Below are 12,501 nucleotides of genomic sequence, written 5' to 3' on the forward strand. Positions count from 1 at the left end.
ATGGATACGGAGACTTCTTCGGCAGAGGACGATCCCTGGCTCGTTGCGGCGCTGCCGGTCCCGGCACCGCTCTGCGACGCCTTCTTCGTCATCGCGGAGAGCGTCTATGTCGGGCCGGAGAACGGGATGTCCGCGGCGCAGTGGGAAGCCGAGCGCGTTCCGCTGCCGAGGCCGGACCTGCCGCTGCATCCGAGGTTCGGGATGGCCAGCGCGGGTGTGCTGGGACGCGAGGATGTACTGGCCGAGCATTACGAGCGGGTGATCCGCGTGGTCCGGGCGCATGGCAAGGACAGGGCGCTGGAGAAGGCTTCCCCCCTCTTTGCGATTCGGCCGTTCATTCTCGAAGGGGAGGAGGCAGTGGCGTCCTGGCCGTGGAATGACACCCTTTCCGACACTCTCGCGGTGCTGGACGTACTGTGCAGGACTGAGGGCGCCGCGCCGGGCGCGGTGGTTTTGGACGATCTGGAGCAGGGTTGGCGACTGCGGATGATCGCAGGGCGCGGGACCGTTCGGCTGGTGGAGTGGGACGGCGAGGGGCCGCCGCCAGCCTATGCCGGCCGGTGCCTTGATACGGCAGTCCTGGCCGGGCAGGCCGCTGCAGCGCGGGACCGGTTGCGCGCGATCCATGGGCGGCTTCGGCGTCTGCTCGGGCGCGATTTCTGGTCCTGAGCAGGGCAGGATCGTCACCCAAGCGCAGTCCGGAGCGGGAGCGATGGCCTCCCGCTCCGGACCGCCTCAGATGTTCTTCTCGAGCAGCTGAGTGATCGCCTGGGTGCGCTCCTGCACGTCGCCCGTGTTGGCGTAAGGGCGCCAGTTGATGTCGAGCGCGCCGCCCTGAAAGGCCACGCCGTTCGCATAGTTTGAGGCGGGCGCCGTGCGCTCGTCGTAGCGGATGAGGATGCGCTGCAGCTTGGCGCGCAGGGCCTCTCGGCCCATCGCGTCCGCCGTGATGCTGCGCAGCGCGGCGGTCAGCGGCTCGAAGATGGTTTTTCCGAAATAGTCGTCCCGCGCGTAGTACTGGGCGTCACCGGGCAGGGTGAGCTGGTCCCACTCCACCTCGACCGGCACCGGGAAACCCGCCGCCTGCTGAATGCCCTGCTCAATCGCCGGGTACTTTTCCTGCCGATAAGCCGCGATGGCTCGCCGCTCGGCCAGGCCGATCGTGCCCTGGGCCTTGGCAAGCGCCGGCATGGCGGCGAGGGCGGCCGCGAGGCCGAGGGTGTTGCGCCGTGTGGTCATCGCGTTCTCCCGGTCGGCACGCCCGCCGCCTTGCGGTCCGGTTCGCGCCGCGGGGAATGGAGACGCGCGGCCGCGTTCCGGCAAGGACCGCCGGCGTGACAATCGCGCGAGGGTTGCAGTCCGGAGGAGGGATGGTGCCGCCCACCTCGGCAAAAGCGGTTTCGAGCGGAGGGGTCAGGACGCCCCGAGGAATTCCTGACCTTTCTGCCAGTTGGAGGGGCACAGCTGGTCGGTCTGGAGCGCGTCGAGGATGCGCAGTACCTCCTGCGGGTTCCGGCCGATGGAAAGATCGTTCACCCCGACATGGCGGATGATGCCCTCGGGGTCGACGAGGAAGGTCGCACGCATCGCCACTCCCTCGGCGCGGTCGAGCACGCCACAGGCCTGGGACAGCTCGCGCCGGATGTCAGAGAGCATGGGGAAGGGGAGATCACGCAGATCCGGGTGGTGCAGGCGCCAGTTTAGATGCACGACCTCGCTGTCGATCGAGACGCCGAGAATGGTGGCGCCGCAGTCGTCGAACTCACGGGTCAGCCGGCCGAAGGCGACGATCTCGGTCGGGCAGAGAAGGCTGAAGTCCTTCGGCCAGAAGAAGATGATCTTCCATCTGTTGGGATCGTCGGCCTCGGTGACAGTGGTGAAGGCGGTGCTCGGGTCCAGCCCCTTCGGGCCGGGCTGCACGGCGGTCAGCCGGAAGGCGGGGAAATGGTCGCCGACGGTAAGCATAATCTAATCCCTACGGGTTTGCCGGGCGATACACCGCGGCGGAGGCGCGCCCCCGGCTGAGAGACGGGTGACGGTCAGGCCCGGTGACGTTCGACGCCGCCGACATGCGTGGAGAGAACGCGGGTGGACGCGATTCGGCCGGGATCGCCTTCCAGCATGTCGGTGGCAAGGATGGCAAAGTCGGCGAGCAGGCCAGGGGCGATGCGGCCCTTCTCATGCTCCTCGCGCTGCGCCCAGGCAGCGGTCGTGGTGTAGGCGGCGAGAGCCTCGCGCGGGGTGATCGCCTCGCGGGGATCGAGGTCGGCGCCGGAGGTGGTGCGGCGGTTCACCATGGCGGCCATGGCGGTGAAGGGGTTCACGCGGCAGACGGCGAAGTCGGAATGACCGGGGGCGGGGACGCCGGCATCGATGAGGGAGCGGTGCGGCCACATGTTCCGCATCTCCTCCTGGCCGCGATGGGCGACATAGGCCTCGCCCAGCTCGTCCATGAAGCCGGTTGCCGAGCTGTCCACGAAGCCGCCGCGCTTGAGGCGGGCCAGGATCTCGGGCGTGACGTTGCAGCAGTGTTCGACCCTCATGCGGTGATCGATGACGGGATGGGCAGCGAGGGCGGCCTCCATCACGTCGAGCGCGAAGTCGATGCCGCGGTCGCCCACGCCTTCAATCAGGAGTTGCAGGCCGGCCTTGTGAGCGGCGGTGGCGCGGCGGGTGAGGTCTTCCAGCCCGTAGAGGAGCATGCCGGTGTTGGGCACGGGCTCACCGGGAATGGGAGTGCCGCGATAAGGCGCGTAGTAGGCGGCGGTGCGGCCGGAGGTGGAGCAGTCCGGGCACCACTCCACGCCGATGAGGCGGAGGGTGGAATCGCCGAAGCCGGACTGGATGCCGGAGGCGATCAGAGCGTCGATCAGCCCCTCCTCACGGCCAGAGGCGATGATGCCCATGCGCAGGCGCCAGCGGCCTTCGCGCTTCATCGCCTGATAGGCGCGGATCGCCTTGGAGGGGCAGAGGGAGTTGGCGATAGAGGTGATGCCGTAGGAGAGGCATTCGTCCTGCACCATCTCCATGCCGGCCGCGATGTCCTCCTCCGTGTCCTGGCCGTGGACGGCGTTGAGGAAGACGTGGGCGGCGGTTTCGCGCACCAGGCCGGTGAAGGCGCCGTCGGCGCGGTCGAAACGGCCGAAGGGCGGGTCGTCCGTTTGCAGGGTCACGCCGCAGGCGGCGAAAGCGGCAGTGTTGGCAAGGCCGAGATGGCCGTCGGTCCGGAGGATGAAGAGGGGGCGGTTTCCTGTGGCTTCGTCGAGCTCGGCGAGGCTGGGATAGCCGCCGGAGGCGCGCTCGTTCAGGCGGTAGCCAGCGAACCAGCGTCCATCGGGCAGTTCGGCGCAGCGGGCCCGGATCGTGTCGAGCAGTTCGACGCGGGTGCGGATGCGGTCCGGCGAGAGGAGCGTCCAGCCGAGGAGGCGGACGGCATAGGCATCGGGATGGTTGTGGCCATCAATGATGCCGGGAATGACCCGGCGGGCTTTGGCGTCCAGCACGCGAGTATCAGGGCCGGCAAGGGCGCGGATTGAGGCATCGTTGCCGGTGGCGATGAACTTGCCATCCAGCACGGCGAAGGCGGTGCAATCGCCTGCCTCGTCCATCGTCGCGACGCGGCCATTGAGGAGGATGAGGTCGGGGTGCATCAGGCAGCGATCCTGTCCATGCGGTCGCGCAGTCGGTACCAGCCGCCGACGACGGGCAGGAACCACGGGCGGCCGCCATAGGTTGGGGCGGTGGGGAAGGGCAGGTCGGCGAGGGCAAAGGGCTCGTTGTCGGCGCCGGCGATCCGCAGACCGGCGCGGTGGCCGAGCCAGCTCGCCATGGCGACGCCGGAACCCTGGCACCCCGCGGCGTAGTGGATGCCGTCCTGCGTGCCGAGATGCGGCAGGAAGTCGAAGGTAAAGGCGACGTTGCCTGTCCAGGAATGGGTAATGCGGGTGTTCTTTAGCTCGGGAAAGACATCGGTCATGAAGCCGTGCAGCACGGGGGCTGCGCGCTCGGGCGTGGTCGGGCCGAAGGAGGCGCGGCCGCCCCAGAGAACGCGGGTGCCGTCCGGCGAAGGGCGGAAATAGTTCAGCACGCGCTTCGTGTCGCTGATCATACGACGGCCAGGAAAAAGGCGGTCGATGGTATCCGTCGGCAGTGCTTCTATGGCGATGATATAGGAGCCGACGGGGATGAGGCGGCGGGCGAGCCAGGGCATGGCGCTGCGGCCCTTGTCGTCCAGCGAGTAGCCGTTGGTGGTGACGAGCACCGCGTCGGCACGGAGCGCGCCGCGCGAGGTCTTCACGACATAGCCGCTGCCGTTCTGGGCAATGCCCTCAACACGTGTGCTGTCGACGAGAGTGGCGCCCGCGGCGGCAGCGGCGTTGGCGAGGCCGCGCGCATACTTGCCGGGGTGCAGGCTGCCGGTTGCGGCGGCGAGCATGCCACCATGATAGTGGTCGCTGCCGAGTGCCTCGCGCTGGCGCTCGCGCGGGAGCATGGAGGCGGGAAGGCCGGTTGCCGTCTCGATGAAGGAGGCCTTCTCGGCCTGGGCGCGGTAATGGGCAGGGGTCCAGGCGGCGGCGAACCGGCCGCAGCGGATGTAGTCGCAGGCGATCGACTCTCGCGCGATCAGATCCTCAAGGAAAGGAAAGGAAGCGGCGGCGTCGCGGGCGATGGCAGCCGCGCGTTCTGCTCCGTGCGCCTTCGACAGGTCGGCGGAGGCGAGCTTGAGGCCGCCCGAGACCATGCCGCCGTTGCGGGAGGAAGCGCCCCAGCCAATCCGCTCCGCATCCAGCACGACGGGGCGATGACCAAGCCGCGCGAGGGTTAGCGCGGCGGAAAGGCCGGCATAGCCGCCGCCGATGACGGCAACGGCGGCGTGATCGGGCAGGTCGGCCGGGCGTTGCGCAGGCTCGGCGGCTTCCCACCACCAGGGCGTGGTCTTGAACCCTTCGGCGAAGAGGGGATGGCTCATTGCGTCGGGGCCCGTGCTCTGGTCAGAATGGCTGGTATCAAACTTGCTGACGACGTTCTCACGCTGGGACAGGGTCGCCCCGCCTCGCCTTCGGGGCAAGGGGGTGGAGGCTAGGGGAGAGCACCGATGCTGCAGAGCTTCCACGAAGATTGCGTCGATCTGGCGCGCCGTGCCGTGAAAACAGGCAAGGTAGACCGACGCACGGCGCTGCGCGCGCTCGGCGCGCTGGGTCTGGCGCCGTTGGCGTCCGCCGGCGATGCGCGCGCGCAAGCTGCGCGGGAGTTGGTGATGGTCAACTGGGGCGGCATCGCCAATGAGGGCTTCGCCCGCAACTATGGCGCGCCGTTCGAGGCGGCGAACCCCGGATACAAGGTGGCGATGAACAGCACCGGCCCCTCGGCCGGGCGCATCAAGAGCATGGTGGACAGCGGTTCCGTCACCTGGGACCTGTGCGACAGTTCCTCCTCCTCGTCGCGCGTGCTCGGTGCGCAAAACCTGGTCACCAAGATCGACTACAACGTGGTGAAGAAGAGCGACGCGATCTCGGAGGCCTTCACGCTGGAATACGGGGCGGCGCCCTACTCCTTTTCCTCCGTGCTCGCCTATGACAGCAGCAAGTTCCCCAACGGGGCGCCGCAGAACTGGGCGGATTTCTACGACGCCAGGAAGTTCCCGGGTACGCGGCTGATGCGGCGCGACGCGCTTGCCGTGCTGGACGCGGCGCAGATGGCGCTGGGGAAAGACCCGCAAAATCTTTATCCACTCGATGCCCGCGCCTGCCTGGCAAAGTTGCGGGAGATCCGCCGCAACGCGGTGTTCTGGAATAGCGGCTCGGAGAGCGAGCAGTTTATGCGGACGGGCGAGGCGGTGATGGGCCAAATCTGGCACACCCGCGCGAAGGTTCTGGAGCAGGAGACCAACGGGCGCATCAAGTTCATCTGGAACCAGGGTCTGTTGCAGGCTGGCATCTTTGTCATCCCGCGGGGAGCGCCGGGCGGGGTGGCGACACAGCGGCTGCTGGCAAGCATGCTGGCGCATCCCGAGCCGCAAGTGGAGCTGCTGAAGTTCCTCGGCAACGGGCCGACCAACCCGCGCGCCGCCGCGCTGGTGCCGGCGGAGTTCAAGCGGTTCAACCCTACGGATCCCGAGAACGCGAGCCAGCAGGTGACGCTCGACGGCAACTGGTGGGGTGACAACTACACCCAGCTGAATGCCGATGTGATCGACATCATCACGGGCTGATCAATGCTTCTGGTCAAGGCTGCAGGCGCCGATGTGCGCCGGAACTGGTGTGAGTTGCTGAGCGAGATGCGGCCGGGCCTGGTGGCCCGGTCCTATGACGAGCCGGCCTTGCGGCCCGAGGAGGTGCGCTACGCGCTTGCCTGGGACCCGGAGCCGGGCTGGTTGGCCAGTCTGCCGAATCTGCGGGTGATTTTCTCCCTCGGCGCAGGGGTGGACCACATCACGCGCGACCCGAACTGGCCGCGCGCCGTGCCGCTAGTGCGGATGGGTGGCGAGGAGACGGGGCAGCGCATGGGCGAATATATCGCCTGGGCCTGCCTGCACCTGCTGCGACACGGGCGCGACTTTGCGCTGGCCCAGGCCGCGGAGCACTGGGCCTACAAGGTGGGCGAGGACACAGCACGCGACCTGACGGTCGGCATCATGGGCTTGGGCACGCTTGGGGCGGCCGCGGTGCCGATGCTGCGCGGGCTGGGCTATCGCGTGGTTGGCTGGTCGCGGTCCCGCAAGGATGTCGAGGGCGCGGAGAGCTTCGCTGGCGAGGGCGAGTTAGACGCCTTCCTCGCGCGCAGCCAGGTACTTGTGTGCCTGCTGCCTTCAACGGCGGAGACGGCGGGCATCGTGGATGCACGGTTGCTGGCAGAGCTGCCGCATGGGGCCTCGCTGGTGAATGCCGCGCGCGGGGCGCATGTGGTCACGTCGGATCTTCTGGCGGCGTTGGATTCCGGGCAGCTCTCGGGCGCGGTGCTGGACGTGTTCGAGCCCGAGCCGTTGGAGGCCGCCAGCCCGCTCTGGGCGCATCCGAAGGTGACGGTCACGCCGCATGTGGCGAGCGTCGCGCGCCGGCGGGAACGGGCGCGCTACGTTGCCGAGGCGATCGCGGCCTTCGAGGCCGGTGGGCCGCTTCCCAATCTCTACGATCCCGATCGGGGCTACTGACATGCCGCTTCCGCCGCCGCCCGTCCGGCCCGACCCGAACCACGTGCCCGAGGAGGCCGAACTTCGGCGGGACCTTGCCTGCGCCTATCGGCTGATCGCGCATTTCGGGATGACGGATCTGGTGTTCACGCATCTCTCGGTGCGCGTGCCGGGCGAGGGGCATCGGTTCCTTGTGAACCCCTACGGGCTCTTGTTCGAGGAGATCACGGCCTCCTCCCTCGTGCTCGTGGATGCGGAAGGCGCGCCGGCGCAGGAGACGGCCTGGCCAGTGAACCCGGCGGGGTTCGTGATCCATTCGGCGCTGCATCTGGGCGCTCCGGACGCGCACTGCGTGATGCACACCCACACGCTGGCCGGCATGGCTGTGGCGGCGCAGACCGGGGGCGTGCTGCCGTTGAACCAGATCAGCACCGAGTTCTACGAACGCGTTGCCATCCACGAGTACGAGGGGATCGCGGCCGACGACAATCTGGACGAGCGGCAACGGCTGGTGCGGGATATGGGCGACAAGCGCTGCATGATCCTGCGCCATCATGGGCTACTGACCACCGGGCGCACCGTCGCCGAAGCCTTCTACTGGATGTACTATCTGGAGCAGTCCTGCCGTATTCAAATCGCGGCGCAGTCGAGCGGTGCGCCGTTGGACATTCCGCCTGTGGATGTGGTGCGTCGCGCGCGCGACCAATTTGCGCCGAGCAAGACCAAGGGCTGGCTGCCCTGGCAGGCACTGCGCCGGAAGATGGACCGCGAGCAGCCGGACTATGCCGAGTGAGCGGCCCGGCCGGGCACGCGCTGTCGCTGCAGGGGGTCGCGAAGCGATACGGCGACTTCACGGCGGTGGAGGGCGCAACGCTCGAGGTGGCGAGCGGGCAGTTCCTGACGCTGCTGGGGCCCTCCGGTTCGGGCAAGACCACGATCCTAATGATGATCGCGGGCTTCGTGGAGCCGAGCGCAGGGCGGATCCTGCTGGATGGTCGCGACATCACGGCGCTTCCGCCGGAGCGGCGTGACTTCGGGATGGTGTTCCAGGGCTACGCCCTGTTCCCGCATATGAGTGTGGCGGAGAACGTGGCCTTTCCGCTTCGCGTGCGCCGGATGGGGCGAGCCGATCGGGATGCGAAGGTGCGGGCTGCGCTTGACCTTGTGCAGCTCGACCGATTCGCGGATCGGCGGCCGTCGCAGCTCTCGGGTGGGCAGCAGCAGCGCGTGGCGCTGGCCCGCGCGCTGGTCTTCGACCCGGCGCTCCTGCTTTTGGACGAGCCACTCTCGGCGCTCGATAAAAAGCTGCGGGCGGAGTTGCAGGATGAGCTGAAGGCGCTGCACAGGCGCGTCGGACGCACCTTCATCAACGTGACGCACGACCAGGAGGAGGCGCTGAGCCTCTCGGATCAGGTCGCCATCCTTAATCATGGACGGCTCATCCAGGTCGGGTCACCGGAGATGCTCTACGAACGGCCGGAGACGCGCTTCGTGGCGGATTTCCTCGGCAAGTCGAACTTCATCGAGGGCGATGCGGAGCCGGATGCCGGCGGCATCGTGCTGCGGCGGGGCGGCACGCGCGTGCTGGCGCATGGCACGCGGCCGACCGGGCGTGCGCTGCTCTCGCTGCGGCCGGAGAAGATCGCGCTCTCGCCCGCGGGCGCGCCCTCGGGGCGGGCGGAAGACAATGTGGTGGAGGGGCGTATTGCCGCCTGGTCCTATCTTGGCACCGGCTATGCTGTGGTCGTGGACGTGCCCGATCTCGGCGCCCTTCGCGTGCATCTTCCGGCCTGGCGCTCGCCGATCGCACCGGCGGAAGGGCTTCCCGTGCGGCTGGGCTGGTCGCGCGAGGCCGCTGTGGCGGTAATTGAGGACGCGGTGGCGCAGGACCGGGCGGCGTGAGCCCGAGCGGGCGTCACGCCGCGGGCTGGTGGGCGCTGATCCTGCCGGCTTTCCTGCTGATGACGGCCTTCTATGTCGCGCCGATCCTGCAGGTGCTGGCCATCAGCGTGACGGAGCCGACGCCGGGGCTGGGCAATTACGAGCGGCTGCTGACAAGCGAGAGCGTGCAGCGGGTGATCGGCACCACGCTGCGCATTGGGGTTGTGACGACCGCGATCGCCCTGCTGCTGGGTTATGCGCTCGCCTACCGGATTGCCTTAGCCGGGCCGAAGGCGCAGCGCTGGTGGTTGCTGGCCGTGCTCGTGCCGCTTTGGATCAGCGTGCTGGTACGCGCCTTCGCCTGGGTGACTCTGCTGCGGCGCCAGGGGCTGGTGAACCAGGGGCTGATGGCGGCGGGGGTGATCGATGAGCCGCTGGCACTGGTCTGGAACGAGTTCGGCATTATCGTCGGCATGGTGCACTACATGGTGCCCTACGCGGTGCTCCCGATGCTCTCGGCGATGCGGGAAATTGATCCGCGCCTGCTTTCGGCCGCGCGCGGCCTCGGTGCCGGGCGGGCGACCTCCTTCCTGCGGGTGTTCCTGCCGCTGTCGCTGCCCGGGCTGATCGCGGCGGGAGTGCTCGTCTTCATCTTCTCGCTCGGATTCTACATCACCCCCGCAATCCTCGGTGGCGGCAAGACGCTGATGGCGGCGGAGTGGATCAAGCTGCAGATCCTCGATCTTATCCGCTGGGGGCTGGGAGCGATGATGGCGACGCTGCTGGTGGTGGCGATCCTGACCACCCTGGCGATCTTCTCGCGGCTGGTGAACCTGCGGCGGCTTTTCGGGGCTGGAGGCTAAGGGCATGGGCGGGTATCGGCCGGGCTGGCTCAACGGGACTGTCGCCTGGGTGACGGTGATCTACCTGATCCTGCCGATCACCATCATCCTGCCGGTCTCGATGACGGATCAGCGGTTTCTTTCGCTGCCCTATCACGAGATCTCCGGCCAGCATTACGTGCGACTGCTGACCTCGCCGGCCTGGACGGGCGCCATCCTGCAATCGGCGCTGATCGCGACCGCCTCCACCCTTCTCGCGGTGGTGCTGGGCACGCTCTGCGCCATCGGCTGCTGGCGCCTCTCGCGGCGCAGCACGGATCTCGTGCGGGCGCTGATGCTGCTTCCGATCATTATCCCCAGCATCGCCTACGCCATCGGGCTGTACCGCTATTTCGCGAAGCTCGGGCTGTTGGATAGCTTCACCGGGGTGGTCATTGCCCATGGGGTGACGGGGTTGCCCTATGTGGTGATCACCGTCTCTACCGCGCTCGCGGCTTTCGATCCGCGGCTGGAGAGTGCGGCGCGCGGGATGGGCGCGTCGCTCGGGCAGACGCTGCGCTGGGTGATACTGCCGCGGATCGTGCCGGGCATCGTCTCCGGCGCGATCTTCGCGTTCATCCATTCCTGGGACGAGCTGGTGCTGGTGCTGTTCATCGCTTCCCGCCGCGTCTTCACCTTACCGCGCAAGATCTGGGACGGGATCAACGAGAATCTCGATCCAGCCATGGCGGCAGTGGCTGTGCTACTGGTGGGAATGACGGTCATGCTGCTCCTGCTAGATCTCGCGCTTCGACGGCAGCGGACCGAGTAGGCGGGCCAGTCCCTGGCGCGCCTGGCAAGCTTGAGAAGGCGCACAGGCGGTGCTGCGGCCCGGTCCTCCAGATCCCTTTCGGATCGGGTTGTAGGTGTCCGGCGCATCCGTGACGCGGCAGGGTCGTTGCTGCATAGTACGGTTGGGGGACAATCGATGACCGAAAAATATCCGGTGACTGCCCGAAAGGGCATGGTTGTGACCAATCACCCACTCGCCTCGGGCGCCGGGTCGGACATCCTGCTGGCCGGTGGCAACGCCGTCGACGCCGCGATCGCGGCGCTATTCACGCTGACGGTCGTCGAGCCGATGATGGTTGGTATTCTCGGCGGCGGGGTGGCGCATCTGCGCCTGCCTGACGGCCGCCATGTCGTGGTGGACGGATTGTCGACCGCGCCACTCGCGGCGACGCCCGACATGTACCGCACGGTGTCCGACGTGTTGCCGGACTATCAGGAGACGGTGGGCCGGACGAACCATCTCGGGCCGCTCGCGATGGCGGTGCCCGGCGCGCTGCGCGCCTGGTGCCACACGCTCGAGCGATACGGGACGATGCGGCTGGCCGAGGTGCTGGAGCCTGCGATCCGCGCCGCCTCACGTGGGTGGCGTGCGACGCCCTATCTCGCGGATTGCGTGGCGGACAACGTGGCGGAACTAGCGGGGGATGACGGGCTTGCGGCCACCTTCCTGCCACAGGGCACGCCGATCCGTGCCGGCGACCGCGTGGTGCGCGCGGATTACGCGGATACGTTGCGGCTCATCGGCGCGACGGGTGCCGAGGCGCTGCATGATGGGCAACTCGGTGATGCGCTCGCTGCTCATATGCAGGCGAGCGGAGGGCTGATCACCGCTGAGGACTTGCGGCTGGTCTCGCCCATGGAGCGCGATCCGGTGCGCGCCACCTATCGCGGGCATGAAGTGATCGGCCCGCCACCGCCCTCCTCGGCCGGTGTGCATATCGCGCAGATGCTGGGCGTGCTGGAGGGCTTCGACCTCCGTGCTCTCGGCGCAGGCACGCCGGATGGGGTGCATCTGCTCGCCGAGGTGTTGAAAATGGCCTTCGCGGATCGGGCGGTCGCGACCGCCGATCCGGCCTTCGTGGATGTGCCGGTGGAGCGGCTTACCTCACGCGATTACGCGGCGCTCCGGCGGGCGGAGATCGACATGGTCCGCGCGCGCGATTGGGCGCCGGGTCCGGGGCTGCTGGAATCCGCCAACACCACCCATGTGACCGTGGCCGATGGGCTGGGCGGCATCGTCTCTACCACCCAGACGATCAATAGCCTGTTCGGCGCCCGCTTCACTGTGCCGGGCACGGGGATGATCGCGAACAACTACATGTACAACTTCGATCCGCATCCCGGGCGGGCACTTTCGGTTGCGCCGGGCAAGCGGGTCTTCACCTCTATGGCACCGATGATCGTGCTGCGGGACGGGGTGCCTGTGGTGGCGCTCGGGCTGCCCGGGGGGCTTCGAATCTTCGGTTCGGCCATGCAGGCGATCATCAATCTGTTGGACCACGGGATGCCGCTGCAGGAGGCGGTGGAGGCGCCGCGGGTCTGGACGCAGGGGCATCTGCTGGAAGTGGAACCCGGGATTTCGGTGGAGACCGAGGCGGCGCTCGTCGCGCGCGGACACCGGGTGCTGCGGGTTCCGACCGTGGGTGGCGGGATGGGGGCTGTGTCCTTCGGGGCGGACGGCATGATGGCGGGCGCCGCCTGTTGGCGCGCGGACGGGACGCCGATCGGCATCGGAGGAGGGCTGGCGCGGCCGGGCGTGCGCTTCGTGCCGGAGCAGCGGCCCTAACCGGGCGCTGCGCTGGTCCCGCTTTTGCGGTA

The 12,501-nt window shown here is 68.2% G+C and carries 12 protein-coding genes; 8 read left to right on the forward strand and 4 right to left on the reverse strand.

Going from position 1 to position 12,501, the window contains the following annotated elements; translation table 11 throughout:
• Complete coding sequence (locus tag ACVBD7_RS05340) at positions 1 to 669, forward strand: hypothetical protein (RefSeq protein ID WP_458096465.1); 669 nt, start codon at positions 1 to 3, stop codon at positions 667 to 669.
• A gap of 66 nt (positions 670 to 735) precedes the next feature.
• On the opposite strand, the gene ACVBD7_RS05345 is transcribed toward ACVBD7_RS05340, so the two are convergent.
• The 4 genes from ACVBD7_RS05345 to ACVBD7_RS05360 all read right to left on the reverse strand — a co-directional run bounded on the left by ACVBD7_RS05345 (position 736) and on the right by ACVBD7_RS05360 (position 4,969).
• The gene (locus ACVBD7_RS05345) at positions 736 to 1,239 is read right to left on the reverse strand and encodes a hypothetical protein (protein ID WP_458096466.1); all 504 of its coding nucleotides are present in this window, start codon (positions 1,237 to 1,239) and stop codon (positions 736 to 738) included.
• 174 nt (positions 1,240 to 1,413) lie between these two features.
• Positions 1,414 to 1,965 (reverse strand): peroxiredoxin, encoded by a 552-nt coding sequence (locus ACVBD7_RS05350; RefSeq protein WP_458096467.1) that lies wholly within the window; start codon positions 1,963 to 1,965, stop codon positions 1,414 to 1,416.
• A gap of 74 nt (positions 1,966 to 2,039) precedes the next feature.
• Entirely contained in the window at positions 2,040 to 3,650 is a 1,611-nt protein-coding gene (locus tag ACVBD7_RS05355; RefSeq protein WP_458096468.1) for an amidohydrolase, read from the reverse strand.
• Positions 3,650 to 4,969 carry an NAD(P)/FAD-dependent oxidoreductase gene (locus ACVBD7_RS05360; RefSeq protein ID WP_458096469.1) on the reverse strand — a complete coding sequence of 440 codons (1,320 nt, stop codon included), beginning with the start codon at positions 4,967 to 4,969 and terminating at the stop codon, positions 3,650 to 3,652. Before ACVBD7_RS05360 ends, ACVBD7_RS05355 begins: the two co-directional genes overlap by 1 nt.
• Before the next feature lie 126 nt (positions 4,970 to 5,095).
• Between ACVBD7_RS05360 and ACVBD7_RS05365 the strand changes: the two genes are divergently transcribed.
• From ACVBD7_RS05365 to ggt, 7 genes are all read left to right on the forward strand, one after another.
• Entirely contained in the window at positions 5,096 to 6,211 is a 1,116-nt protein-coding gene (locus tag ACVBD7_RS05365) for an extracellular solute-binding protein (RefSeq protein ID WP_458096470.1), read from the forward strand.
• Positions 6,212 to 6,214: 3 nt separating this feature from the next.
• Positions 6,215 to 7,150 carry a 2-hydroxyacid dehydrogenase gene (locus tag ACVBD7_RS05370; protein ID WP_458096471.1) on the forward strand — a complete coding sequence of 312 codons (936 nt, stop codon included), beginning with the start codon at positions 6,215 to 6,217 and terminating at the stop codon, positions 7,148 to 7,150.
• Position 7,151: 1 nt separating this feature from the next.
• Positions 7,152 to 7,922 (forward strand): class II aldolase/adducin family protein, encoded by a 771-nt coding sequence (locus tag ACVBD7_RS05375; RefSeq protein ID WP_458096472.1) that lies wholly within the window; start codon positions 7,152 to 7,154, stop codon positions 7,920 to 7,922.
• A complete protein-coding gene (locus ACVBD7_RS05380) occupies positions 7,919 to 9,031 on the forward strand; it encodes an ABC transporter ATP-binding protein (RefSeq protein WP_458096473.1) in 1,113 nt (370 codons plus the stop codon). Before ACVBD7_RS05375 ends, ACVBD7_RS05380 begins: the two co-directional genes overlap by 4 nt.
• A complete protein-coding gene (locus ACVBD7_RS05385) occupies positions 9,028 to 9,873 on the forward strand; it encodes an ABC transporter permease (RefSeq protein WP_458096474.1) in 846 nt (281 codons plus the stop codon). The genes ACVBD7_RS05380 and ACVBD7_RS05385 overlap by 4 nt, the downstream gene beginning before the upstream one ends.
• Before the next feature lie 4 nt (positions 9,874 to 9,877).
• Complete coding sequence (locus ACVBD7_RS05390) at positions 9,878 to 10,663, forward strand: ABC transporter permease (protein WP_458096475.1); 786 nt, start codon at positions 9,878 to 9,880, stop codon at positions 10,661 to 10,663.
• Positions 10,664 to 10,819: 156 nt separating this feature from the next.
• Positions 10,820 to 12,469: a gamma-glutamyltransferase gene (ggt, locus tag ACVBD7_RS05395; RefSeq protein ID WP_458096476.1), complete on the forward strand. Its 1,650-nt coding sequence runs from the start codon at positions 10,820 to 10,822 to the stop codon at positions 12,467 to 12,469.
• Positions 12,470 to 12,501 lie beyond the last annotated feature (32 nt).

It is taken from the genome of Roseomonas sp. WA12 (assembly GCF_054165765.1).